Here is a 24584-nt window from a genome sequence, read left to right as displayed (position 1 = left end):
GGGGTTGGGCCCTGCCCCCCCCCGCATGCGACCACCGGGGGGCGGGGGCGGCGGCCGGCTGCCGGGGGGGGGCCCCGGCCCGGGGGGGGGCCCCCGCGGGGGGGGGGGGGGCCCCCCGGGGCCCCCCCGCCCCTCCGGGCACGCGTGCTGCTACTGCTTGTGGGCCGCCCAGGCGTGCTGGATGACCAGGTCCGCCTTCAGCTCGGTGAGCTGGAGGGCGACGGCGGACGGGGCGGTGCCGCCGCGGCCGTTGCGGGAGGCGAGGGCTCCGGGGACGTTGAGGACGGTGCGGACCTCGGGGGTCAGGTGCTCCGAGATCTTCGCGAACTGCTCGTCCGTGAGCTCGTCCAGCTCGATGCCGAGCCCCTCGCACTCCTTGACGCACTCGCCGGCGACCTCGTGGGCCACCCGGAACGGGACGCCCTGCTTGACCAGCCACTCCGCGATGTCCGTGGCGAGCGAGAAGCCCGCCGGAGCCAGCTCCTCCATCCGCTCCCGGTTGACGGTGAGGGTGGCCATCATGCCGGTGAAGGCCGGGAGCAGGACCTCCAGGGTGTCGCAGGAGTCGAAGACCGGCTCCTTGTCCTCCTGGAGGTCGCGGTTGTAGGCCAGGGGCAGCGCCTTGAGGGTCGCGAGGAGACCGGTCAGGTTGCCGATGAGCCGGCCCGACTTGCCGCGCGCCAGCTCGGCGATGTCCGGGTTCTTCTTCTGCGGCATGATCGACGACCCGGTGGAGAAGGCGTCGTGCAGCGTGACGAAGGAGAACTCCTTCGTGTTCCAGATGATGATCTCCTCCGCGATCCGGGAGAGGTTGATCCCGATCATCGCGGTGACGAAGGCGAACTCGGCGACGAAGTCGCGCGAGGCCGTGCCGTCGATGGAGTTGCCGACCGAGCCCCGCTCGAAGCCCAGGTCCGCGGCGACCGCCTCCGGGTCCAGACCGAGGGAGGAGCCGGCCAGGGCGCCCGAGCCGTACGGGGAGACCGCGGTCCGGGTGTCCCACTGGCGCAGCCGCTCCGCGTCCCGGGACAGGGACTGCACGTGGGCGAGCACGTGGTGGGCGAAGAGCACCGGCTGCGCGTGCTGGAGGTGCGTGCGGCCGGGCATCGCCACGTCCGCGTGGGTCTCGGCGAGGCCGACCAGCGCGTCCTGGAGGTCGGCGATCAGGCCGCCGATGATCCGGGCGTGGTCGCGCAGGTACATCCGGAAGAGGGTGGCGACCTGGTCGTTGCGGGACCGGCCGGCCCGCAGCTTGCCGCCGAGGTCGGCGCCGAGCCGCTCCAGCAGGCCGCGCTCCAGCGCGGTGTGCACGTCCTCGTCGGCGATGGTGCCGGTGAAGGAGCCGTCGGCGACGTCGGCCTCCAGCCGGTCCAGCCCGGCGATCATGCGGTCGAGTTCGTCGGCGGTGAGCAGCCCCGCCTTGTGGAGCACGCGGGCGTGGGCGCGGGATCCGGCGATGTCGTAGGGCGCGAGGCGCCAGTCGAAGTGGACCGACGCGGACAGCTTCGCGAGGGCCTCGGCGGGGCCGTCGGCGAACCGGCCGCCCCAGAGCCGGACGTCACCGTTGTTGCTGCTCACAGCTACTGCTCCTCAAGACTGCATGGGTTTGACTGCCGGTAAGGCTTCGGACGTGCAACCGCCTCCCCGCCGCGGAGGTAACGGGGAGGCGGTCGGGTACTGCTGGGAAGATCGGCCGAGGTCGGCGCCAGGCTCCGCCTTACAGCGCACCTCGTAGGCATAACTATGCATTACTCCGTATGTTTCGTCAATCGAGCCCCCGCCGTGCGCTCTGACCAGCCCGAATATCAGCGGCAGCGGCCGCGGTCGGCTGCCTAGGATCGGCGTGCACCGCACATCTGGGGAGGGCACGTGACGGGCGTACGACAGGACACCGAGGAAGGCCGCTCCGTGGCGGCGACTCTGCTGACACGGGAGTACCCGCTGCTCGTCGCCGGCCGGTTCGCCTCGAACGGGCCGGCGGCCTGGACGGCCTTCGACGAGGAGGTCAGGCGCCTTCACTCCCGTTCGTACGCGCCGCTGCGCCGCGACCGGATCGAAGCCCGGCTGTGTGACCCCGACGGGCGGGTCCGCGCGTCCGCGCTGGCCGCGTGGCGCAACCCGCCGGCGCAACTCGTCCTGATCCGGTGCGCCGACTGGGCCCCACCGGTGCGGGAGCGCGCCCGGCGGGTGCTCGGCAGGCTCGTGGCCAAGGACCCCGCCCGCACGCTGGCCGAACTCACCCCGCTCGTCCTGCGGCTGGGTTCGCGGGAGCACGGCGCCTGGGCGCTGGAGCAGCTGGAGGCCGCCCTGAGCGGCCGGTACTCCGTCCTCGCCGCGTGGTGGCGACCCGGGCAGCCGTCGACGACGTGGAGCTGGAACTCCCTGACCGTCCCGCAGCGCGACGAGATCCTCGACTGCCTGCGCAGGAGCGCCGATCCGGCGACCCGGCGGTTCGCCGTGCGGCTGTCGCTGGAGAGCGGCCGGTTCGGCCTGCGGGACCAGGCCCTGCTGGCGGCCGGCGAGAGGGACCCCCTGACCGCCCGGCTGTGGGCGGACGCCGTGCTCGCGGCCATGGCCGCCGACGGGCCGGACGACGGGGCGATCGACGCCCTGCTCGGCGCCCGCGTCCCGATGGCCCGCTCCGCCGGGGTCACCGCCCTGCGCGGGGCCGGCCGGGCCGCCGAGGCCGGGGAGCACCTCGCCGACCGCTCCGAGCTGGTCCGGGCGTGCGCCCGCTGGCTGGTCCGCCAGGACGGCGGCGACCCGTACGCCCGCTACCGCGAGCTGCTCGCGGACCCGGACCGGGTGACCCCGTACGCGGTGGCCGGATTCGCCGAGTGCGCGGGCCGCGAGGACGGGCCGCTGCTCCGCGCCCTGCTGGGGCACCCCTCCGGCGCGGTACGGGCCGCGGCCGTGGCCGGGCTGCGCCGGCTGGACACCTCGCACGTCGAGCTGCTGAGGCCGCTCCTGGACGACCCGTGCCCGGGGGTGGCCCGCGAGGTCGCCCGGAGCCTGCACCCGTACGCCCACCGGCTGCCCCCGGAGTGGCTGGCCGAGCGCATGGCCCCCGACCTGGCGACGCACACCCGCCGCGCCGCCTTCCGGCTGCTCCGGGCCCAGGGCGGTCTCCCCGCCCTGCGGGCCGCCGTCAGCCTGCTGGACGTACCCGACGCCCGGCTGCGCGAGCTCGCCAAGAGCATGCTGCGGGCGTGGGACTGGGAGAAGACCCTGCGACCGGATTAGCCGCCCGACAGGCCCTGGTCGGAACCGGGTCGGCCCCTTTTCCTCCGCCGGAAGGCCGAGGTCGCCTCGGATGGCCGTGACCGATAATCGGCGTCATGGGAAAACTCCACGAACGCATAGACGACCGGATGCGCAAGTTCATCGAAGAGCAGCCGGTCTTCTTCACGGCGACCGCCCCGCTCTCCGGTGACGGTCACGTCAACCTGTCCCCCAAGGGCCGCGCCGGGACCCTCGTCGTCATCGACGAGCAGACCCTCGCGTACCTCGACTTCGGTGGCAGCGGTGCCGAGACCATCGCCCACGTCCGCGAGAACGGCCGGATCACCCTGATGTGGTGCGCGTTCTCCGGGCCGCCGAACATCGTGCGCATCCACGGCGAGGGGGAGGCGGTCTTCCGCGACGACCCGCGCTGGGAGGAGCTGGTCGCCCTGTTCGGCGACGCCGACGGGCCGGCCGCGCGGGCCGTGATCCTGGTGCGCGCCAAGCGGATCGCCGATGTGTGCGGGTTCGCCGTGCCCTTCATGGAGTACCAGGGCGAGCGCACCCTCCACGCCGAGTACTTCGGGCGCAAGACCGACGAGGAGTTCGCCGAGTACTGCGAGAAGAAGGTCGAGACCAGCCTCGACGGCCTGCCTGCGCTGCCCGTGCCCCTTCCTCCCCGTACCGTCTGACATGTGCTGCGTACCGCCCTCGTCACGGGCTCACTGATCGTCACGGCCCTGCTCCCCCAAGGCCTGCCGGACCGGGCGGCACTGCCCGCCCGGCTCGCCGCGACCGGTGGCGGGAGCCAACTGATCACCGCCGTCGCGCCCGCCGCCGGCTCCACGACCGGTCGGCTGACCTGGTGGGACCGCCGGGCGGGGCGCTGGTACGAGGCCGGGAGCGCGCCCGCCCGCTTCGGGGCGAACGGCCTGACCGAGGGCGCGACCCGCACCCAGGGCACGAACACCACCCCGACGGGGCTCTACGCGCTCCCCTACGCCTTCGGCATCCGGCGCGCGCCGGCCGGAACGGCCTACGGGTACCGGCGGGTGACGGACCGTTCGTGGTGGTGCCAGGACAACGCCTCCACCGCCTACAACCGCTGGGTGGAGCCGCTGCCCGCGGACTGCGCGCCGGGCGAGGCCGAGCACCTGGTGAAGTACGAGAAGCAGTACGCGCACGCGCTGCTCGTCGCCTTCAACTACGACGAGCCGGTGCGCGGCCGGGGAGCGGGCATCTTCCTGCACGTCAACGGCAAGGGCGCGACGGCCGGTTGCGTGTCCGTGCCGGAGCGGGCGATGCGGGAGATCCTGCGCTGGGCGGACCCGCGGCGCCGACCGCACATCGCGATCGGCACCGCGTCGGGGGCCCTGTCCGTCACCCGGTACTAGGCACCGGGTCAGGGACAGGGCCCCTCGTCAGCCCTCCTTCTGCGCCAGGCGCAGGAGGTGGTCGGCGAGCGCCTGGCCGCCGTCCGGGTCGCGGCTGATCAGCATCAGGGTGTCGTCCCCCGCGATCGTGCCGAGGATCGCCCTCAGTTCGGCCTGGTCGATCGCCGAGGCGAGGAACTGGGCCGCGCCCGGCGGGGTGCGCAGGACCACGAGGTTGGCGGAGGCCTCCGCCGAGATGAGCAGTTCCCCGGAGAGGCGCCGCATGCGCTCCTCCTTCGCCGACTCCCCCAGCGGTGCCTGCGGGGTGCGGAAGCCGCCTTCGCTGGGCACCGCGTAGATCAGCTCGCCGCCGGTGTTGCGGATCTTCACCGCGCCCAGCTCGTCGAGGTCGCGGGAGAGCGTCGCCTGGGTGACGCTCAGCCCGTCGTCGGCGAGCAGCTTGGCCAGTTGGCTCTGGGAGCGGACCGGCTGCCGGTTGAGGATGTCCACGATCCGGCGGTGGCGGGCGGTGCGGGTCTGTGGAACGGCCGGGCCGCCGTGCTCGTTGTCCTGCGGCTGACTCATCGTCGTCTCATTCTCCGGATCCGTCCCCATGGGCTGCGTCGAGGATGCCGGGCAGTGCCCGGAGGAACGCGTCCACCTCGGCCTCCGTGAGCACGAACGGCGGCATGAGCCGTACGACGTCGGGGGCGGGCGCGTTGACCAGGAAGCCGGCGTCCTGAGCCGCCTGCTGCACGCGGGGTGCGAGCGGCTCGGTCAGCACGATACCCAGCAGAAGCCCGGAGCCGCGGACGTGGGAGACGAGCGGGTGTGCGGAGGATTCGATTCCGGAGCGCAGCCGCTCGCCGCGCTCCTTGACCCGGTCCAGCAGCCCGTCGCTCGCGATGGTGTCGATCACCGCGAGGCCGGCCGCGCAGGCGACCGGGTTGCCGCCGAAGGTGGTGCCGTGCTGACCGGGCTGGAGCAGGTCGGCCGCCGCGCCGAAGGCAGCGACGGCGCCGATCGGCAGGCCGCCGCCGAGGCCCTTGGCGAGGGTGACGAGGTCGGGCTCCACGCCCTCGTGGGCCTGGTGCTCGAACCACTGGCCGCAGCGGCCGATGCCGGTCTGCACCTCGTCGAGCACGAGCAGGGTGCCGGTGGCCCGGGTGATCTCGCGGGCGGCCGTCAGGTACCCGGCGGGCGGTACGACGACGCCGTTCTCGCCCTGGATCGGTTCGATGACGACGATCGCGGTCTCCTCGGTGACGGCGGCCCGCAGGGCCTCGACGTCTCCGTACGGGACGTGCGTGACGTCGCCCGGCAGCGGCAGGAAGGGCTCCTGCTTCTTCGGCTGGCCGGTGAGCGCGAGCGCGCCCATGGTCCGGCCGTGGAAGCCGCCGTCGGTGGCGACCATGTGGGTCCGCCCGGTCAGTCGGCCGATCTTGAAGGCCGCTTCGACCGCCTCTGCACCGGAGTTGCAGAAGAACACCTTGCCGGGGCGGCCGAAGAGCTGGAGCAGCCGCTCGCCGAGCGCGATGACCGGCTCGGAGGCGAAGAGGTTCGAGACGTGCCCGAGGCTCTGGATCTGCGTGGTGACGGCCTCGACGATCGCCGGGTGGGCGTGGCCGAGGGCGTTGACCGCGATGCCGCCGACGAAGTCGGTGTACTGCCTGCCGTCCGCGTCCCAGACCTGGGCGCCCTCACCGCGTACGAGGGCCAGCGCCGGGGTGCCGTAGTTGTTGGTCAGCGCACCCTGCCACCGGGTCCGGTAGTCCTCGTTGCCGGTCACTTCGCTCCCCCTTGCTTCCGGTCCGGCACGACCATCGTGCCGATTCCCTCGTCCGTGAAGATCTCCAGCAGGATCGAGTGCTGGACCCGCCCGTCGATCACGCGGGCGGTGCCGACGCCGCCGCGCACCGCGTGGAGGCAGCCCTCCATCTTGGGCACCATGCCGCTGGACAGCTCGGGCAGCAGCTTCTCCAGCTCGCTGACGGTGAGCCGGCTGATGACCTCGTCGCTGTTGGGCCAGTCCGCGTAGAGGCCCTCGACGTCGGTGAGGACCATCAGCGTCTCGGCGCCGAGCGCGGCGGCGAGCGCCGCGGCGGCCGTGTCGGCGTTCACGTTGTAGACGTGGTGGTCGTCGGCGCTGCGCGCGATGGAGGAGATGACCGGGATCCGGCCGTCCGCCAGCAGCGCCTCGATCGCGCCCGTGTCTATGGCCGTGATCTCGCCGACCCGCCCGATGTCGACGAGCTCGCCGTCGATCTCGGGGCTGTGCTTGACCGCGGTGATGGTGTGCGCGTCCTCGCCGGTCAGGCCGACGGCGAGCGGTCCGTGCTGGTTGAGCAGCCCGACCAGCTCGCGCTGGACCCGGCCCGCCAGGACCATCCGTACGACGTCCATGGCATCGGGCGTGGTGACGCGCAGGCCGGCCTTGAACTCGCTGACCAGGCCTTCCTTGTCGAGCTGGGCGTTGATCTGGGGGCCGCCGCCGTGCACCACGACGGGCTTGAGGCCGGCCTGCCGCAGGAAGACCACGTCCTGGGCGAAGGCCGCCTTGAGCTCGTCGTCGATCATGGCGTTGCCGCCGAACTTGATCACCACGATCTTGCCGTTGTGCCGGGTGAGCCACGGCAGGGCCTCGATCAAGATCTCCGCCTTGGGCAGTGCCGTGTGCTTGCGTGCGGTGCTCATGAGGAGTACGCCGAGTTCTCGTGGACGTAGTCGGCGGTCAGGTCGTTGGCCCAGATGACCGCGGACTCGGAGCCGGTGGACAGGTCGGCGGTGATGCGGACCTCGCGGTCCTTCATGCTGACCAGGTCGCGGTCCTCGCCGACCGATCCGTTCTTGCAGACCCACACGTCGTTGATGGCGACGTTCAGCCGGTCCGGGTCGAACGCGGCCTTGGTGGTGCCGATGGCGGAGAGCACCCGGCCCCAGTTCGGGTCCTCGCCGTGGATGGCGCACTTGAGCAGGTTGTTGCGGGCGATGGAGCGGCCGACCTCGACCGCGTCGTCCTCGCTGGCCGCGCCGATGACCTCGATGCGGATGTCCTTGCTGGCGCCCTCGGCGTCGCCGATCAGCTGGCGGGCCAGGTCGTCGCAGACCGTCCGTACGGCCTCCGCGAACTCCTCGTACGCGGGCACCCGGCCGGACGCTCCGGAGGCCAGCAGCAGCACGGTGTCGTTGGTCGACATGCAGCCGTCGGAGTCGACCCGGTCGAAGGTGGTGCGGGTGGCGGCGCGCAGGGCCCGGTCGAGGGTCGCGCTGTCCAGGTCCGCGTCGGTGGTGAGGACGACGAGCATGGTGGCGAGGCCCGGGGCGAGCATGCCCGCGCCCTTGGCCATGCCGCCGACGGTCCAGCCGCCCCGGGAGGCGGTGGCCGTCTTGTGCACGGTGTCGGTGGTCTTGATGGCGATGGCGGCGGCCTCGCCGCCGTCCGCGGACAGGGCGGCCGCGGCGGTCTCGACGCCGGGGAGCAGCTTGTCCATGGGGAGCAGGACGCCGATCAGCCCGGTGGAGGCGACGGCGACCTCGCCCGCGTTGACGTCACCGCCCAACGTCTCGGCGACCTTCTCGGCGGTGGCGTGGGTGTCCTGGAAGCCCTTGGGGCCGGTGCAGGCGTTGGCGCCGCCGGAGTTCAGGACGACCGCGGAGACGGTGCCGCCGCGCAGGACCTGCTCGGACCAGTGCACGGGCGCGGCCTTGACCCGGTTCGAGGTGAAGACGCCCGCGGCGGCCAGCCGCGGCCCGTTGTTGACCACGAGGGCCAGGTCGGGGTTGCCGTTCGCCTTGATCCCGGCGGCGATGCCCGCCGCCGTGAATCCCTGTGCTGCCGTGACGCTCAAGGTGCCACTCCGATCGTGGAAAGACCCAGGCTCTCGTGGAGCCCGAGGGCGATGTTCATGCTCTGGACCGCGCCGCCGGCGGTCCCCTTGGTCAGGTTGTCGATGGCGCTGATCGCGATGATGCGGCCGGCGGACTCGTCGTACGCGACCTGCACGTGGACGGCGTTCGAACCCTGGACGGACTTGGTGGTGGGCCAGCGGCCCTCGGGGAGCAGCTGGACGAAGGGCTCGTCCGCGTAGGCCTTCTCGTAGGCGGCGCGCAGCGATTCCGCGGTGGTGCCGGGGAGGGCCTTGGCGGAGCAGGTCGCGAGGATCCCGCGCGCCATGGGCACGAGGGTCGGCGTGAAGGAGACGGAGACCCGCTCCCCGGCGAGCGGGGTGAGGTTCTGCACCATTTCGGGGGTGTGGCGGTGGCCGCCGCCGACTCCGTAGGGGGTGACGGTGCCCATCACCTCGGAGCCGAGGAGGTTCGTCTTGAGGGCCTTGCCGGCGCCGGAGGTGCCGGTGGCGGCGACGATCACGGCCTCGGGCTCGGCGAGGCGCGCCTGGTAGGCGGGGAACAGCGCGAGGGAGACGGCGGTGGGGAAGCAGCCGGGGACGGCGACGCGCTTGGCACCCGTGAGGGCGGCGCGGGCGCCGGGCAGCTCGGGCAGGCCGTAGGGCCAGGTGCCGGCGTGCGTGCCGCCGTAGAAGGCGTCCCAGTCGGCGGAGTCCTTGAGCCGGTGGTCGGCGCCCATGTCGATGACGAGCACGTCGTCGCCGAGCTCGGCGGCGACGGCGGCGGACTGGCCGTGCGGGAGCGCGAGGAAGACGACATCGTGGCCGGCGAGCACCTCGGGGGTGGTCGCCTCCAGGGTCCGGCCGGCGAGCGGGCCGAGGTGGGGCTGCAGGTTGCCGAGGAGCTCACCCGCGTTGGAGTGGCCGGTCAGGGCGCCGATCTCGACCTCGGGGTGGTTCAGGAGCAGGCGCAGGACCTCACCGCCCGCGTATCCACTCGCTCCGGCCACCGCTACACGTACCACCATCGGACCCTCCTCATCGATGGCATGACTATACGTATCGCCGCACGTTTATGCAAAGATCTTCCAGGTGCATGCGATCCTGAGGAGCGTGACATCCCTCGAGGACCTCGTACGGCTGCGCCGCGCGCGAGACATGATGGACCGGGACTACGCGGAGCCCCTGGACGTCCCGGCACTGGCCCAAGTCGCCTTGATGTCGGCCGGGCACTTCTCCCGCAGCTTCCGTGCCGCCTACGGCGAGACGCCTTACAGCTACCTTATGACCCGCCGCGTCGAGCGGGCCAAGGCTCTGTTGCGCCGGGGCGACCTGAGCGTGACGGAGGTCTGCTTCGCGGTCGGTTGTACGTCGCTGGGCTCGTTCAGCTCGCGCTTCACCGAGCTGGTCGGCGAGACCCCGAGCGCGTACCGGGCGCGCGAGCACGAGGCGGGCGCGGCGATCCCGGCGTGCGTGGCCAAGATCCACACCCGTCCGGCGCGGAGCGGCGGACCGTCCCGCACCGGAGAAGCGGATTCCCGCACCGTCTCGTAGGTTCGGAGGCATGAACAGCATCAGGCTCTCGCAGTGCTTCATCGCCGTCGACGACCACGACAAGGCGCTCGCCTTCTACCGCGACGTCCTCGGCATGGAGGTGCGCAACGACGTCGGTTTCGAGGGGATGCGCTGGGTGACGGTCGGGTCGCCCGAGCAGCCGGACGTGGAGATCGTCCTGGAACCGCCGCTCGCCGACCCCAACGCCTTGCCCGCCGACCGGCAGGCGATGGCGGAACTGCTGGCCAAGGGGCTGCTGCGGGGAGTGATCTTCCAGACGGACGACGTGGACGCCACCTTCGAGAAGATCCGCGCCGCGGGCGGCGAGGTCCTCCAGGAGCCGGCGGACCAGCCCTACGGCGTCCGCGACTGCGCCTTCCGCGACCCGGCGGGCAACATGCTCCGCTTCAACCAGCCGCGTAGCCGCTAGGACTCACGGAAGAGGCCGAGCACCACCGCCGCCGAACCGCCACGGATGGATGCCCTCCCGCGCCGCGGCAACGCCACCTCAGCCGGTCTCCGGCCGGACCAGCGGGTGCCGCACCCACACGTTCGGCTCGACGTAGACCGCGTAGCCCTGCTCCGGGACGCAGTGGACCGGGGCGAGGGCGCCGGGGACGTGGACCGGGCCCGGTGCGTCGAAGGGCAGGCCGGTCCACTCGCGCCACTGGGCGAGCGAGCCGTTGATCGTCATCGACAGCGGGGCCACCGAGTCGACGAACCCGCCCGCGCGGACGTGGACGCGCAGCCACGGGTCGTGCGGGAGCCCGTCCTCGCGCGTCCGGTACGCGTACTCGTGGATCGAGGTGTCCGGCTCGGCGGGCTTCCCGCTGGGGCGTACGGGGGCCACCACCTCGGCGAAGCCCCGGGCGCGGGCGTTCTCCCGCATGAAGGCGAGCATCCGGCCGGACAGTCCCTCGCCCTGCCGGTCGACGGCCACGCTGATCTCGATCGCGCTCACCGTGTCGGGCTCGACGTCGCGCCGCCGGTCGGAGAAGGCCCACATCAGGATGCGGTCCCAGCCCTGGGCGGGCAGCACACCGTCGCGGCCCGGCGCGTGCTGAGCGAACGGCAGGCTGAAGCCCCGGGCGACGACGGTGTCGCCGTCGGTGGCGATCAGGACGTACTCGGGGAACTCGGCGACCATCCGCGGGTACAGCAGCCAGGCCAACGCGTCGTGCTGGGCGAACTCGGGCCAGGAGTCCTTCATGTCCCAGAGCCGACCGGCCAGTTCGGGTCGCTCCGCCAGGGTGGTGATCTCGATTCCGCTCATCGGGGCAGGCTAGACCGCCTCCCACCAGGCCCTCAACCGAATTGGACCGGGGCCTGGAGCGAGAGGTGCCAGCGTCCGGACCACCCGGTGAGGGTCATCGTGGACAGCGGGCGGACGTCCACGTTCCAGTACGTCAGCGGGGGCGCCTTCAGCGCGTAGACCAGGGCCGCCCGGACGACCGAGGGTTCCGCCACCGCCACGATCGCGCCCCCGTCGTCCGCCGGCCGGGTGTCGAGCCAGCCGCCGATCCGCGAGATGAACGCGAGCAGGGACTCCCCGCCGTGCGGCGCCGCCCGCGGGTCGGTGAGCCACACGTCCACCGCACCCGGCTCGTGGGCGGTCACCTCGGCCAGGGTCAGCCCCCGCCAGCGGCCCATGTCGCACTCCCGCAGCGCGGGCTGGACGAGCGGCGCGTACCCGAGGGCCTGGCCGGTGGCCCGGCTGCGCGAACTCGGCGAGCAGTAGCGCAACTCGGCCGCGCCCAGCCGGGCGAGCTCGGGTGCGGCACTCGCCACCGCGTGCCGGCCCGGACCGTCGAGGGGGCGGTCGTCGTCGAAGCGCTCGGCGAGCAGCGAGGAACCACGGGCTGCGGCGACGAGCGAAACCCGAACATGCATGCGGCGATGGTGAGCCCCGCGCCGCACGGGGTCAAGCGTCCTGACCGACCCCGCCCGACGGCAGGGCCGCGCGCAGCCGCCGGACCGCCTCCACCAGTTCCCCCGGACCGGACACCCCGGCGAAACTCAGCCTGACGTGCGGACCCGGCGGTTCGGCACAGAAGTACGGGCGCCCCGGCGACACCGCGACCCCCGCCCGCATGGCCTCCGCCGCGTAAGCGGTGTCGTCGCCGCTTCCCGGTGGTCGCACCCACAACTGGTAGCCGCCGATGGGCAGGTGCGGCAGCGTCAGCCCGGGCAGCTCCCGCCGCAGCGCTCCGGCGAGGACGTCCCGGCGGTGGCGCAGATCGGCGGCGACGTTGCGCAGGTGGCGGGGCCAGGCGGGGGCGCCCACGAGCTCCAGGGCGGCCTCCTGGAGCGGCCGGGGCACGAAGAAGCTGTCGACGACCTGGATGGCGCGCAGCCGGTCCACGACCGGGCCGCGGGCCGCGATGGCGCCCACCCGCAGGCTGGGCGAGGTGGGCTTGGTCAGCGACCGGACGTGCACCACCACCCCGTCCGCGTCCTCGGCGGCCAGGGTCGCGGGCAGCGGCCCGCTGTCCTCGTGGGCCAGGTTGCGGGCGTAGTCGTCCTCAACGACGAAGGCGCCGGCGGCCCGCGCGATGCGCAGCACCTCGGGCCGCCGCTCCGCGGCCAGCACGGACCCGGTCGGGTTCTGGAACAGCGGCTGGCACACGAACACCCGCGCACCCGTGGCCTCGAAGGCGGCGGCCAGCAGCTCCGGCCGGACCCCGTCCGCGTCCACCGGGACGGGCACCGGCCGGCATCCGGAGGCCCGGGCGATGGCCAACAGCCCGGGATAGGTCGGCGACTCCACCAGGATCGGGGCCCCCGGCGGGGCGAGCGCCCGCATGGCCGCGGCCAGCGCGCTCTGCCCGCCCGCGGTGATCAGCACGTCCGCGGCGACGACCGCGCCGCCGATCTCCCGCGCGAACCAGTCGCGCAGCTCGGGCAGCCCCTCGACGGGAGGACGCCCCCAGGCCCCGGGGCGCCGCCCGGCCCGGGCCAGCGCGGCGGCCATGGCCCGCTCGGGCTGGAGGGAGGGGTGCAGGTAGCCGCCGTTGAGCTCGATGACCCCGGCCGGCGGAGTGGCCAGCGAGACGAGGACCCCTCCGGCGTCGACGGAGCGCGGGACGATGTCCCCGGCCCCTTCCGCGCTGAGCGCGACCTCCTGCCAGGAGGTGTCCCCGGCCGGCTGCACCGCCGTGCGCGGCCGGGCCCGGAAGACCCCGGAGCCGGGGCGGGTGACGACCAGGCCCTCGGCGGCGAGTTGCGCCAGCGCCCGCGAGACGGTGACCGGGCTGACCCGATAGCGCTCGACCAGGGCCCGACTCGACGGGAGCTTTCCACCTATCGAGTAGCGGTTGAGTTCGGACCTCAGCGAATCCGCCAATTCCGCGACACTGCTACGCTCATACATGACAGCACACAATAGCGCTACCCGCCCGACCACGATAGCGGTGACGAGCCCGCTCTCCGGATCGCTCGGCCGCGGCACGATCCTCGCCTCGCTCGGCGTCTTCGCCTTCTCGCTGACCTTCCCCGCCACGGCGTGGGGGCTGCGGAGCTTCGGACCGTGGTCGCTGGTCTCCCTGCGCAGCGTGCTCGCGGCCCTCCTCGCGGCCGGGTTCCTGCTCGCCCTGCGCGTGCCGCTCCCCCGCCGCGAGCACCGGGTGGGTCTCGTCGTCGTCGCCGCGGGCGTGGTCGTCGGCTTCCCGATGCTGACCACGCTCGCCCTCCGGACCTCCACGACCTCGCACGCCGCCGTCGTGGTCGGACTGCTGCCGCTGACCACCGCCGCGCTGTCCGCCGTGCGCACCGGCGCCCGCCCCTCGCGGACCTTCTGGATCGCGGCCGTCGCCGGCGCCTTGGTCGTGCTCGGCTTCACCCTCGGCCAGAGCGGCGGCGCCCTCTCGCTCGGCGACGGCTACCTGTTCGCCGCGCTGCTGGTGTGCGCGGCCGGGTACACCGAGGGCGGGCGCCTCGCGCGGCTGATGCCGGGTTGGCAGGTGATCGGCTGGGCCCTGGTGCTGTGCCTGCCGCTGAGCCTGGCCGGTTCCGCGCTCGGTCTCGCGTACGAGCCGGTGCACCTCACCGGCCAGGGGCTGGCGGGCCTGATCTGGGCCGCGGCCGGCTCCACCTTCCTCGGGCTGTACGTCTGGTACCGCGGCATGGCCGAGATCGGAGCCCCGCGCGCCAGCCAGCTCCAGCTCGCGCAGCCGCTGCTGACGCTGGTCTGGTCGATCGCGCTGCTCGGCGAGCACCTCTCCCCGGCCGCGCCGGTCGCCGCCTGCGCGGTCCTGGTCTGCATCGCGGTGACCCAGCGGGTCAAATGACCCCGAGTCGACCTAAACTGCTAGCACCGGATCGGACCGCCACCGAGGAGGTCAGTTATGCGAGCGACCGAGGGCGACCAGCTGGTGCAGCACGGCCGGGTCGTGGGACAGCACGACAAGATCGGTGAGATCACTCAGGTACTCGGAGAGAACGGCACCCCTCCCTACCGGGTCCGTTTCCAGGACGGCCACGAGGCAGTCATGTCTCCGGGCCCCGACTGCGTCGTGAAGCACCCGGCGGAGCCCGCACACTGACTCAACGAAGCGCCGCCGCCGTCGGGTAGTGATCGGCGACCGCCCTGGCCATCGCCCCGTTGGGATCCGCGGCCACGTTCTTGGCGGAGAACCAGACGTGGCCGCGGACCTGCGGGTACTTCCGCGCGAACGTCACGTGCCGCGACATCTCGCGCGGGTCGCGCCAGGCGGCGGTGGAGCTGTCGGGGCTGCACTGGTAGAGCGCCTCCCCCACGTACAGCCGTACGTTCGTACCCGCCACGGTGCGCGCCCACCAGGGGACGAGGGCCGCGTAGTCGGCGCTCGGGTGCCCGATGTACCAGTACGCCTGGGGCACGACGTAGTCGATCCAGCCCTCCTTGACCCACTTGCGGGTGTCCGCGTACAGGTCGTCGTACGTCGCCACGCCGGCCCGCGTCGGTGATCCGAGCGGGTCGGTGTCGGAGTTGCGCCACACCCCGAACGGGCTGATGCCGAACCGCACCGCGGGCCGCAGCGCGCGAAGTCGCGCGGACATCTCGCGGACCAGGGCGTCGGTGTTGGAGCGGCGCCAGGCGGCGCGGGAGGCGAAGTCGCCGCCGTGCTCCTCGTAGGCCTCGTCGTCGTCGAAGTACTCCCCCTCCACCGGGTAGGGGTAGAAGTAGTCGTCCCAGTGCACCCCGTCGACCGGGTACCGGGTGACGGCGTCGAGCATGGCGTCCTGCACGAAGCGCCGCACCTCGGGCATGCCGGGGTTGTAGAAGAGCTTCCCGCCGTACTCGACGGTCCAGTCGGGGTTGCGCCGGGCCGGGTGGCCTTCCGCCAACAGGTCGAGGTCGGTGTGGTTGGCCACGCGGTACGGGTTGAACCAGGCGTGCAGCTGCAGCCCGCGGGCGTGCGCCTCGGTGACGGCCGTGCCCAACGGGTCCCAGCCCGGGTCCTCCCCCTGCTGCCCGGTCAGCCACTGCGACCAGGGTTCCAGCCGCGAGGGCCACAACGCGTCGGCGGCCGGCCGCACCTGGAGGATCACCGCGTTGAGCCGCCGCTTGACGGCCGTGTCGAGGAGGGAGATCAGCTCGGCCCGCTGCCGGGAGGCGGAGAGCCCGGCCCGGGAGGGCCAGTCCACGTTGGAGACGGTGGCGATCCACATCCCCCGGAACTCCGCGGCGGTCGCCCGGGCCGGGATCCCTCCGGCCGGCGGCGCCGATGTCCTCGGGGCCGCCGCGGCGCCCGGCCCGGCCGTGGCCGCCGCGATCACCCCCGCCGCTCCCGCCAGCAGTTCCCGTCGACCGATGCGCGCCATGTGACTGCTCCGTTTCGCTGAGTGACATTGGACGGTGTGACCCAGCATGCCCGCCCCGGCCCCCCGCCCGGCGCAAGGTCGGGAGTAACGTCGGGGGGCGTGGCGGGCGCCGGAATCGTACGGGGGACCCGCCGACGGATGAGCAGCGAAAGGCACGAAGTGACTGACCTCCCTTCCGACATCACACGGGTCGGCGTAGTGGGCTGTGGCCAGATGGGCGCGGGTATCGCGGAGGTGTGCGCCCGCAGTGGCCTTGAGGTCAAGGTCGCCGAGACCACGGGCGAGGCCCTGGAGATCGGACGTACCCGGCTGTACAACTCGCTGACCAAGGCCGCCGAACGCGGCAAGATCACGGAGGAGGAGCGGGACGCCACCCTGGCCCGCCTCACCTTCACCACCGACCTCGGCGAGTTCGCCGACCGCGACCTCGTCATCGAGGCCGTCGTCGAGAACGAGCAGGTCAAGACGGAGATCTTCCAGATCCTCGACCAGGTGATCACCCGCCCGGACGCGATCCTGGCCTCCAACACCTCCTCGATCCCGCTGGTCAAGCTGGCCGTCGCGACCTCGCGGCCCGACCAGGTCATCGGCATCCACTTCTTCAACCCGGCCCCGGTGCAGAAGCTCGTCGAGCTGATCCCCGCGCTGACCACGGGCGACGAGACGGTCAAGCGCGCCGAGGCCCTGGTGCGGGACGTGCTGGGCAAGCACGCCGTCCGCGCCCAGGACCGGTCCGGTTTCGTGGTGAACGCGCTCCTCGTCCCGTACCTGCTCTCGGCGATCCGGATGTTCGAGTCCGGCATCGCGAGCCGCGAGGACATCGACAACGGCATGGAGCTCGGCTGCGCCCACCCGATGGGCCCGCTGAAGCTGTCGGACCTGATCGGCCTGGACACCATCGTCTCCATCGCCGACTCCATGTACGCCGAGTACAAGGAGCCGCTGTACGCCGCTCCCCCGCTGCTCCAGCGGATGGTCGACGCGGGCCGCCTGGGCCGCAAGACGGGCTCCGGTTTCTACCCGTACGGCTGACCCCGCCCGCTCCGCAAGACGTCCCTACGGCCGTCCGCCCAGCCTGAGGTGATGCAGGAGCAGCAGCCCGGCCGCCATGTTGGCGGCCGGGATCTCACCGCGCGCGATCATGTCCGGCACGAGCCCCAGGGGGACCCACTCGCGCCGTGAGGACTCGAAGTCGTCCTCGGGATGGCCGACGTACGTGGCCCCGTCCGCCCAGAACAGGTGGTGACGGGCGTCGGTCAGCCCGTTGGACGGCTCCACGGTCATCAGGTGGTGGAGCGGGCCGGGCCGCCAGCCCGACTCCTCCTCCATCTCACGGGCCGCCGCCGATTCGACGCACTCCCCGTCCTCGACCACCCCGGCGGGCAGTTCCCAGCCCCAGCTGTCGGTGATGAAGCGGTGCCGCCACAGCAGCAGCACCTCGTTCGCCTCGTTGACGGCCGTGGCGACGGCCACCGGGCGCAGCCGGATGACGAAGTGGTCCAGGTGCCGGCCGTCGGGGAGTTCCACGTCCGCCAGGTTCACGTCGAACCAGCGGTTCTTGTACACGGTCTGCTCACTCAGGTTCGTCCACTGCACGGTCCTGCCGCCTTCCGTTCGGAATTGGTGGCAACATGGCAGCAGTTCGCGCCGTCACAGGGGAACGCGCAGCGCCCCGTCGATGAGCTCCGCGGTCTCCTCCGCACCCGAGCAGCCGCTGGTCAGCAGTTGCTCGCGGACCGCCCGCAGCCGGTCCCGCAGGCGCAGCGACTCCATCCCCCTGGCCCGGTGGGCCATTTCGGCCGCCGCGGCCACCGCCCGGTCGGCCTCGCCCTGGCGCAACTGGATCTCGCACAGCATCGCCAGCCGGTGCACCCGCCCCCGGTCGTGCGCGGGGGTGCCGACGGCCGCGGTGGCCTGCTCGTGGGCCGCGGACAGGTCCCCGAGGCTCAACAGCGCCTCGGCCACCTGCACGTTGACCAGGCCGGGCTGCACGTAGCCCGTCTCGTCCGGCTCGCTGCCCGGCCGGATCCGCTCGGCGGCCGCCTCGGCGCTGCGGATGCACTCCAGAGCCGCCGCCGTGTCCCCGAGCTGGGCGTACGCCTTGGCCTGCATCGCGTAGAGGTCGGAGGCCAGCGCCGGCGTGGTGTGCCGGCCCGCGGCGCGCAGCGCGGCCTCGGCGAAGGCGACGGCCTGGCGGTACTCGCGCAGGTGCAGGCACTGGTTGACGATCAGCGCGATCACGTACGCCCCGAGCCCGCGGTCCCCGCTCGCCTTCGCCAGCCGCAGCGCCTGGTGGAAGTAGCGCTGGGCGAGCCCGTGCGCGTCCGAGTCGTACGCGCAGATCCCGGCGACCGCCACGAGGGAGCCGGTGGCCCGGTGGAGCCGGCGGCCGAGATCGTCGGAGTAACTCCCGCGCAGCATCGGCGCGGTCTCGGTGCCCAGGAAGCGCACGATCCGGTCCCGGGTGGCCACCCCGCCGGCCCGGCGGTACATCAACTCGTAGTGCGCGCGGGCCGCCTTGAGGATCTCGATGTGCTCGGGCCCGATCCGGTCGGGGCCGTCCCGCGACACGTCGGCGTCCTCGGGCGGGTTCTCCCACTCCCACACCGGGATGACCGCGGGGGTCCCGGTGACGGCCTCCGCGGTGAGCAGGTGCGGCCGCGCCTGCCCGTCCGACCGCCACAGGGCCGCCGCCCGGTCCACGAACCCGCTCAGCGGCGAGGCCCCCGGCGGGGCGGCCTGGCCGGGCACCCCGAGCCCGATGTCGTCCAGCCCCACGGGCCTGCGCAGCCGGCCGCCGAGCACCTCGCAGATCAGGTCGGGGACCTGGCCGCGGGGGCGCTGGCCCTTCAACCACCGTGTGACGGCGGTGTGTTCGTAGCGCAGGGCGAGACCCCGGCTGCGGCCCGCCTGGTTCACGTACGCGGCGAGTCCGGCGTGGGACATGCCCGCCTCCGAGAGGAGGGCATCGAGCAGGACATTGGGCTGCATGGGCCGCTCCCGGGGCTCGTCGCTCCCAGGCTAGTGGGTGCGGGGTTCACACGGGGTGTGAACCAAGTACGCGCATAAATGCGATACGCACTCTGCCGCACGGACCGTGTGGAGCGCTTCACTTAAGGGCCTCGCCAAAGAGGCAGCCCGGGTCGTCGGCTCCCCCTCGTACAGTGCGACGACCCGTCACAGCGCCGCCCGCTCTGCTGTCTGCCCGACACTCCACGGCAGGCGGGCGGCGCCGTCCGGCTCCGCCGGTGCCAGGTTGGTCGCCCGGCCCGGCCGAGCCGGACCTCCCCCCTCTCCGGGGCTCCGCCCCAGACCCCGCGCCTCAAACGCCGGCGGGCTGGTTTGCCTCCGGCGGCGCCTCAAACGCCGGCGAGGCTGAAATTGCCCTGCGGGCAATCCAGCCTCAGCCACATCCGGCCCCGCCGGCGTTTGAGGCGCGGGGGTTCGGGGGCGGCGCCCCCGACAGCGGTGCCGCGGGGGCGCACGGGCGGGTCACCGGAACGGGTGAGGGGTGTACCCGGCGAACCAGGCACACCCCTCAGGGGAACTACGGCGCTACGCGCCGCGCAGCACCGCCCCGGTCCGCTCGCCCGCGAGGGCAACGGCCGCGTCACGGGCAGCCGTGGACTCCTCCGCCGTCAGCGTGCGATCCGCCGCGCGGAACCGCAGCGCGTACGCCAGGGACTTCTTGCCCTCGCCCACCTGCGCACCGGTGAACACGTCGAACAGCCGCAGCGACTCCAGCAGCTCGCCCGCGCCCTTGCGCAGCGCGGCCTCCACCGCCGACGCCGGGACCGACTCGTCCACGATCAGCGCGACGTCCTGGGTCGCCACCGGGAAGGAGGAGATCCGGGGCGCCCGCAGGGCCTCGCCGCCGGCCGCCGCGAGGCGGTCCAGGTCGAGCTCCATCGCGCAGCTACGGGCCGGCAGGCCCATGGCCTTGACCACGCGCGGGTGCAGTTCACCGGCGTGACCGATGACCGTCTCCACCCCGTCCAGGGTGACGAGCAGCTCGGCGCACCGGCCCGGGTGCCACGGGCCGTACTGGCCCTGGCGGACCACCAGCTCGGCACCGGCCTCGACGGCCAGCGCACGCGCCGCCTGGACCGCGTCGGCCCAGTCGGCCGGACGGCCCTTGCCCCACCAGCCGGCCTGCTCGCGCGCGCCGGCCAGCACGACCGCGGCGTACCGCGGCTGCGCGGGCAGGGCCGCGTTCAGGGTGGCGATCTCCTCGTCCGTGGGACGCCGGTCGACGGGCAGTCGTACGGCGACGCCCGGCCGGTCGCCCGCCCGGAAGACGGAACCGGTCTCGAAGAGCGCGAGGTCGTGGCTACCCCGGCTGTCGTTGCGGCGCAGCGCGCCGAGCAGACCCGGCAGCAGCGTGGTGCGCAGCGCCGGCTCCTCGTCGGAGAGCGGGTTGACCAGCTTGACGACCTGGCGGCTCGCGTCGTGCGCCGGGAGCTGGAGCTGGTCGAAGACGCCCTCGCCGATGAACGGGTAGCTCAGCGCCTCGACGTAGCCCGCGCCGGCCAGCGCGCGGCCCACCCGGCGGTGCAGCTGCTGCCGGGCGGTCAGACCGCGGCCGGACGGCACCTGCGGGAGCGTCGACGGGAGGTTCCCGTAGCCCTCCAGCCGGATGACCTCTTCGGCGAGGTCGTTGGGCGCGGCGAGGTCGGGCCGCCACGACGGCACGGTGACGACGAGCTCGTCCTGGCCGTAGACGTCGCAGCCGATCTCCTGAAGGCGGCGCACGACGGTCTCGCGGCCGTACTCCATGCCCGCGACCCGGTCCGGGTGGTCCGCGGCCATCGCGATGGTGCGCGGCGCGCCCGGGGCGGTGACCTCGGTGACGCCGGCCTCGGCGGTGCCGCCCGCGAGCAGCACGAGCAGGTCGACGGTCCGCTGCGCGGCCGCGGCGGCGGCCTGCGGGTCGACGCCCCGCTCGAAGCGCTTGGACGCCTCGGAGGACAGCTTGAGGCGGCGGGCGGTGCGCGAGATCGACACGGAGTCGAAGTGCGCGGCCTCCACGACCACCTCGGTGGTGCCGGTGACGGCGCCGGTCTCCGGGTCGGTGACGGAGTCGGCGATCTCGGTGTTGGCGCCGCCCATGACACCGGCGAGGCCGATCGGGCCGCTGTCGTCGGTGATCACCAGGTCCTCGGCGTCGAGCGTGCGCTTGACCCCGTCGAGGGTGGTGAACTTCTCGCCCTGCTCGGCACGGCGGACGCCGATGGCGCCGTCGATCCGCGAGCGGTCGTAGGCGTGCAGCGGCTGGCCGAGCTCCAGCATCACGTAGTTCGTGATGTCCACGGCGAGCGAGATCGGGCGCATGCCCGCCTTCTGCAGGCGGCGGGTCAGCCAGATCGGGGAGCGCGCGTCGGGGTCGAGACCGGTGACGGTGCGCGCGGTGAAGCGGTCGCAGCCGGACGGGTCGGCGATCTTCACCGGGTAGCCGTACGAGTTCGGCGCCGGGACGTCGAGCAGCGCCGGGTCGCGCAGCGGCAGGCCGTACGCGGTCGCCGCCTCGCGGGCGACACCGCGCATGGACATGCAGTAGCCGCGGTCCGGGGTGATGTCGATGTCGAGGACCTCGTCGACGAGCTGGAGCAGCTCGATCGCGTCGGTGCCGACCTCGTGCTCGGGCGGCAGCACGATGATGCCGTGCCCGCCGTCGTCGCCCATGCCGAGCTCGTCGCCGGAGCAGATCATGCCGTGCGAGGTGCGGCCGTACGTCTTGCGCGAGGCGATCGCGAAGTCGCCGGGCAGCACGGCGCCGGGCAGGACCACGACGACCTTGTCGCCGACGACGAAGTTCCGGGCGCCGCAGACGATCTCCTGCGGCTCGCCGGTGCCGTTGGCCCGGCCGACGTCGACCGTGCAGAAGCGGATCGGCTTGCGGAACCCTTCGAGCTCCTCGATGGTCAGCACCTGACCGACGACGAGGGGGCCCTTGAGGCCGGCGCCGAGCTGCTCGACGGTCTCGACCTCGAGGCCGGCGTCGACGAGCTTGGCCGCCACGTCACGGCCGGTCTCGCCCGCGGGGAGGTCGACGTACTCCCGCAGCCAGGAAAGCGGGACGCGCATCAGATCTCACTCCCGAACGGCCGGGTGAAACGAACGTCACCTTCGACCATGTCTCGCATGTCTTCAACGTTGTGGCGGAACATCAGCATCCGCTCGATGCCGAACCCGAAGGCGAACCCGCTGTACTTCTCGGGGTCCACACCGCAGGCCACGAGCACCTTGGGGTTGACCATGCCGCAGCCGCCGAGCTCGATCCAGCCCTCGCTGGAGCAGGTACGGCACGGGCGGTCGGGGTTGCCCACCGACTCGCCGCGACACACGTAGCACTGCATGTCCATCTCGGCGGACGGCTCGGTGAAGGGGAAGAAGTGCGGGCGCAGGCGCGTGGTGGTGCCCTCGCCGAAGAGCTCCTGGACCATGTGGTCCATGGTGCCCTTGAGGTCCGCCATGGTCAGGCCCTCGTCCACGGCGAGCAGCTCGACCTGGTGGAAGACGGGGGTGTGCGTCGCGTCGAGCTCGTCGGTGCGGTACACGCGGCCCGGGCAGACGATGTAGACGGGGGGCTTGCGCTCCAGCAGCGAGCGCGCCTGCACCGGGGAGGTGTGGGTGCGCAGCACGACACCGGACTCGTCGCCCTCGGTGCCCTCGGGGCCCCGGACGAAGAAGGTGTCCTGCATCTGGCGTGCCGGGTGGTCGGGCGTGAAGTTGAGGGCGTCGAAGTTGAACCACTCCGCCTCGACCTCGGGGCCCTCGGCGACCTCGTACCCCATGCCCACGAAGATGTCCGCGATGCGGTCCATCAGGGTGGTCAGGGGGTGGCGGGCGCCGGCCGGGACGCGGTCGTAAGGCAGCGTGACGTCCACGGCCTCCTCGACCAGCACCCGCTCGTCGCGCTCGGCCTCCAGCTGCAGCGTGCGGGCCCCGAAGGCCTTGTTCACGGCGCCGCGGGCCTGGCCCATGCGCTTGCCCACCTCGGCCTTGGCCTGGGGCGGCAGGGCGCCGATCTCGCGGTTGGCGAGCGCCAGGGGCGAGCGGTCGCCCATGTGCGCGGTCTTCGCCTCGCGCAGCGCGTCGAGGTCGCCGGCGGACGCGAAGGCGGCGAGCGCCTCGTCCCGCATGCGCTCGATCTCTTCCGGTTTCAGTGCCTCGACCTCGACAGGGTCGTACGACTTGTTCGGTGCCGACATCTCTTCCCGTACTTCCGATGGCTGGCTGGTGGTCCCGTGCGCGACTCGAGAAGTTCGTCATCGGGACACAAAGGTGCCAAAGGACGAGTCTAAAGGCCGCCGGGGGTGAAGGAGCCCGTGGGCCGCCTGGCAAGACTCTCCGCAGGGTTACTGCGTGAGGTACGCCGGGGCGCTCACGGGCAGGATAAATCGGAACTCGGCGCCGCCGCCGGGGCCGCGGCCGACCGTGATGGTGCCGCCGTGCGCCTCCACGATCCCCTTGACGATGTACAGGCCCAGGCCGGTGCCGCCGCGCTTGCTCCCCCTCCAGAAACGGGTGAAGACGCGGCTCATCGACTCCTCGGGGATCCCGGGGCCTTCGTCGGTCACGGTGACGGCGGTTCCCTTCTCGTGCGGCATCACGTCGATGGTGACCGTTCCTTCCCCGTGCCGCACCGCATTTTCCAGGAGGTTGCCCAGGATCTGGTCGATCTTGTCCGGGTCGGCCCACAGATCGGGCAGCGGACGGCTGACGCTGACGAGGAACCGTTCCGGTTCCTGTCCGTTGGCGGTCAGCGCCTGCACGTGGCGGCCGACGGCGGTGGCGATGTCCACCGGCTGGCGGCGGACCTCCAGGCGGCCGGAGTCGATCCGGGAGATGTCCAGGAGCTCGGCGATCAGGCGGGTGACCCGGTTGGCGTCGGCGTCGACGGTCTCCAGCATCAGCCGCTTCTGGTCGTCGGTGAACCGCTCCCATTTGGCGAGGAGCGTAGCGGTGAAGCCCTTGACGGAGGTCAGCGGGGAGCGCAGCTCGTGGGCGACGGTGGCGATCAGCTCGGCGTGACTGCGCTCGGTGCGGCGGCGGGCCTCGGTGCCGCGCAGGGTGACGACGAGGCGGCGCAGCGGGCCCGTGGGGTGCGTACGGACGTAGCTGGCCGACACGAGCACCTCGCGGCCGCCGGGGAGCAGGAGGTTCCGCTCGGGCTGCCCGCGCCGGGTCGCGAGCCCCCCGTACGGGTCGGTCAGAGTCCACCAGCGGCGGCCTTCGAGGTCCTCCAGTGGGAGGGCCCGGTCGATGCGGGTTCCGAGGGCCTCGTGCGCCGCGATGTCGGTGATGCGGGCGGCCGCCCGGTTGAAGCAGATCACGCGGCCGGTGTCGTCGGCGACGACCAGCCCGTCGGGCAGCTCGTCGGGATCGACCCCGAAGCCGTGCCCTTCGTCGCCGCTCACGCCGTGGGGATCACGGGCATCGCGGGCATCGCGGGCACCTCTCGCGTCACCGGTGTCACGGGCTTCGTGGGCCGCACGGGCGGACCCTGGGCCCGAGCCGGCGGCGGCCCGCGCGGGAACACCGATGCGGGCGGCCGCGCCGGGGACGGGCGCGGACGGCGGCTGCGCGCGGTCGCGGGCGCGTCCCACCCCCTGCGGGGGCACTCCGCGCAGCTCGTGGGCGGCTGCCGGGGCTTCGGAGGCACCCCGGAACCGCTCCGCGGCCGCGTCCGCGGCGCCCGTGGCTCCCGGTGTGCTGTTCGTACCGACGGTCATGTCCCCGTACCCCACATCTCCGAGTGGCACAGTGGGCCCCCGGGCCGCCACAG

23 protein-coding genes are annotated in these 24584 nt (G+C 73.0%); 8 read left to right on the top strand and 15 right to left on the bottom strand.

Features of this window, described 5'->3' with window-relative positions; all coding sequences use genetic code 11:
- Positions 1–150: 150 nt before the first annotated feature.
- The gene (gene argH, locus ACFYZL_RS17235; protein WP_388679695.1) at positions 151–1578 is read right to left on the bottom strand and encodes an argininosuccinate lyase; all 1428 of its coding nucleotides are present in this window, start codon (positions 1576–1578) and stop codon (positions 151–153) included.
- A gap of 291 nt (positions 1579–1869) precedes the next feature.
- On the opposite strand from argH, the gene ACFYZL_RS17230 reads away from it, so the two are divergent.
- The 3 genes from ACFYZL_RS17230 to ACFYZL_RS17220 all read left to right on the top strand — a co-directional run bounded on the left by ACFYZL_RS17230 (position 1870) and on the right by ACFYZL_RS17220 (position 4616).
- Complete coding sequence (locus ACFYZL_RS17230; protein WP_384751412.1) at positions 1870–3243, top strand: HEAT repeat domain-containing protein; 1374 nt, start codon at positions 1870–1872, stop codon at positions 3241–3243.
- Positions 3244–3338: 95 nt separating this feature from the next.
- A complete protein-coding gene (locus ACFYZL_RS17225) occupies positions 3339–3914 on the top strand; it encodes a pyridoxamine 5'-phosphate oxidase family protein (protein ID WP_385128828.1) in 576 nt (191 codons plus the stop codon).
- Positions 3915–3920: 6 nt separating this feature from the next.
- Complete coding sequence (locus ACFYZL_RS17220) at positions 3921–4616, top strand: L,D-transpeptidase (RefSeq protein ID WP_384751458.1); 696 nt, start codon at positions 3921–3923, stop codon at positions 4614–4616.
- Positions 4617–4643: 27 nt separating this feature from the next.
- On the opposite strand, the gene ACFYZL_RS17215 is transcribed toward ACFYZL_RS17220, so the two are convergent.
- From ACFYZL_RS17215 to argC, 5 genes are read right to left on the bottom strand one after another with little or no spacing between them, the layout of a single operon-like run.
- Positions 4644–5180 (bottom strand): arginine repressor, encoded by a 537-nt coding sequence (locus ACFYZL_RS17215; RefSeq protein ID WP_384751418.1) that lies wholly within the window; start codon positions 5178–5180, stop codon positions 4644–4646.
- A gap of 7 nt (positions 5181–5187) precedes the next feature.
- Positions 5188–6384 carry an acetylornithine transaminase gene (locus tag ACFYZL_RS17210; RefSeq protein WP_384751421.1) on the bottom strand — a complete coding sequence of 399 codons (1197 nt, stop codon included), beginning with the start codon at positions 6382–6384 and terminating at the stop codon, positions 5188–5190.
- Positions 6381–7289 (bottom strand): acetylglutamate kinase, encoded by a 909-nt coding sequence (gene argB / locus ACFYZL_RS17205; protein ID WP_384751423.1) that lies wholly within the window; start codon positions 7287–7289, stop codon positions 6381–6383. Before argB ends, ACFYZL_RS17210 begins: the two co-directional genes overlap by 4 nt.
- The gene (argJ, locus tag ACFYZL_RS17200) at positions 7286–8443 is read right to left on the bottom strand and encodes a bifunctional glutamate N-acetyltransferase/amino-acid acetyltransferase ArgJ (protein ID WP_384751426.1); all 1158 of its coding nucleotides are present in this window, start codon (positions 8441–8443) and stop codon (positions 7286–7288) included. The genes argB and argJ overlap by 4 nt, the downstream gene beginning before the upstream one ends.
- Positions 8440–9468 (bottom strand): N-acetyl-gamma-glutamyl-phosphate reductase, encoded by a 1029-nt coding sequence (gene argC, locus ACFYZL_RS17195; protein WP_384751429.1) that lies wholly within the window; start codon positions 9466–9468, stop codon positions 8440–8442. Before argC ends, argJ begins: the two co-directional genes overlap by 4 nt.
- Positions 9469–9553: 85 nt before the next feature.
- On the opposite strand from argC, the gene ACFYZL_RS17190 reads away from it, so the two are divergent.
- Positions 9554–9994 (top strand): helix-turn-helix domain-containing protein, encoded by a 441-nt coding sequence (locus ACFYZL_RS17190; RefSeq protein WP_388679688.1) that lies wholly within the window; start codon positions 9554–9556, stop codon positions 9992–9994.
- A 10-nt stretch (positions 9995–10004) separates the two neighbouring features.
- Positions 10005–10424 (top strand): VOC family protein, encoded by a 420-nt coding sequence (locus ACFYZL_RS17185; RefSeq protein WP_384751435.1) that lies wholly within the window; start codon positions 10005–10007, stop codon positions 10422–10424.
- Positions 10425–10502: 78 nt separating this feature from the next.
- Here ACFYZL_RS17185 and ACFYZL_RS17180 read toward each other — a convergent pair whose 3' ends face one another.
- From ACFYZL_RS17180 to ACFYZL_RS17170, 3 genes are read right to left on the bottom strand one after another with little or no spacing between them, the layout of a single operon-like run.
- Positions 10503–11267 (bottom strand): N-acetyltransferase, encoded by a 765-nt coding sequence (locus ACFYZL_RS17180; protein WP_384751438.1) that lies wholly within the window; start codon positions 11265–11267, stop codon positions 10503–10505.
- A 32-nt stretch (positions 11268–11299) separates the two neighbouring features.
- Entirely contained in the window at positions 11300–11884 is a 585-nt protein-coding gene (locus ACFYZL_RS17175) for a histidine phosphatase family protein (protein ID WP_384751441.1), read from the bottom strand.
- Positions 11885–11915: 31 nt separating this feature from the next.
- The gene (locus tag ACFYZL_RS17170) at positions 11916–13364 is read right to left on the bottom strand and encodes a PLP-dependent aminotransferase family protein (protein WP_388679684.1); all 1449 of its coding nucleotides are present in this window, start codon (positions 13362–13364) and stop codon (positions 11916–11918) included.
- Here ACFYZL_RS17170 and ACFYZL_RS17165 point away from each other — a divergent pair.
- Together ACFYZL_RS17165 and ACFYZL_RS17160 are read left to right on the top strand one after the other, a co-directional pair.
- Entirely contained in the window at positions 13363–14280 is a 918-nt protein-coding gene (locus tag ACFYZL_RS17165) for a DMT family transporter (protein ID WP_388679681.1), read from the top strand. The two genes, ACFYZL_RS17170 and ACFYZL_RS17165, sit on opposite strands and share 2 nt — an antisense overlap.
- Before the next feature lie 57 nt (positions 14281–14337).
- The gene (locus tag ACFYZL_RS17160; protein ID WP_376659210.1) at positions 14338–14535 is read left to right on the top strand and encodes a DUF1918 domain-containing protein; all 198 of its coding nucleotides are present in this window, start codon (positions 14338–14340) and stop codon (positions 14533–14535) included.
- Between the two features lies 1 nt (position 14536).
- Here the strand turns inward: ACFYZL_RS17160 and ACFYZL_RS17155 are convergent, their stop codons facing one another.
- Positions 14537–15796, bottom strand: coding sequence for a glycoside hydrolase family 10 protein (locus tag ACFYZL_RS17155; protein WP_388679678.1), 1260 nt, complete (start codon positions 15794–15796; stop codon positions 14537–14539).
- A gap of 138 nt (positions 15797–15934) precedes the next feature.
- Here ACFYZL_RS17155 and ACFYZL_RS17150 point away from each other — a divergent pair, with 138 nt between their 5' ends.
- A complete protein-coding gene (locus ACFYZL_RS17150; RefSeq protein WP_376659208.1) occupies positions 15935–16828 on the top strand; it encodes a 3-hydroxybutyryl-CoA dehydrogenase in 894 nt (297 codons plus the stop codon).
- A 24-nt stretch (positions 16829–16852) separates the two neighbouring features.
- Here ACFYZL_RS17150 and ACFYZL_RS17145 read toward each other — a convergent pair whose 3' ends face one another.
- The 5 genes from ACFYZL_RS17145 to ACFYZL_RS17125 all read right to left on the bottom strand — a co-directional run bounded on the left by ACFYZL_RS17145 (position 16853) and on the right by ACFYZL_RS17125 (position 24531).
- Positions 16853–17392, bottom strand: a complete 540-nt coding sequence (locus tag ACFYZL_RS17145; protein ID WP_384751452.1) for an NUDIX hydrolase — start codon at positions 17390–17392, stop codon at positions 16853–16855.
- 54 nt (positions 17393–17446) lie between these two features.
- Complete coding sequence (locus ACFYZL_RS17140; protein WP_388679674.1) at positions 17447–18787, bottom strand: transcriptional regulator; 1341 nt, start codon at positions 18785–18787, stop codon at positions 17447–17449.
- Positions 18788–19351: 564 nt separating this feature from the next.
- On the bottom strand, positions 19352–21880 hold the full coding sequence (gene pheT / locus ACFYZL_RS17135) for a phenylalanine--tRNA ligase subunit beta (RefSeq protein WP_384757721.1): 2529 nt from the start codon (positions 21878–21880) through the stop codon (positions 19352–19354).
- The gene (pheS, locus tag ACFYZL_RS17130) at positions 21880–23007 is read right to left on the bottom strand and encodes a phenylalanine--tRNA ligase subunit alpha (RefSeq protein WP_388679671.1); all 1128 of its coding nucleotides are present in this window, start codon (positions 23005–23007) and stop codon (positions 21880–21882) included. Before pheS ends, pheT begins: the two co-directional genes overlap by 1 nt.
- 147 nt (positions 23008–23154) lie before the next feature.
- On the bottom strand, positions 23155–24531 hold the full coding sequence (locus ACFYZL_RS17125; RefSeq protein WP_388679668.1) for an ATP-binding protein: 1377 nt from the start codon (positions 24529–24531) through the stop codon (positions 23155–23157).
- Between the last annotated feature and the right edge of the window lie 53 nt (positions 24532–24584).

The organism is Streptomyces sp. NPDC001717 (assembly GCF_042892775.1).
Lineage (GTDB): Bacteria > Actinomycetota > Actinomycetes > Streptomycetales > Streptomycetaceae > Streptomyces.
Note: the sequence above shows the minus strand (reverse complement) of the source record. Positions and strands in the feature narration are given on the sequence as shown.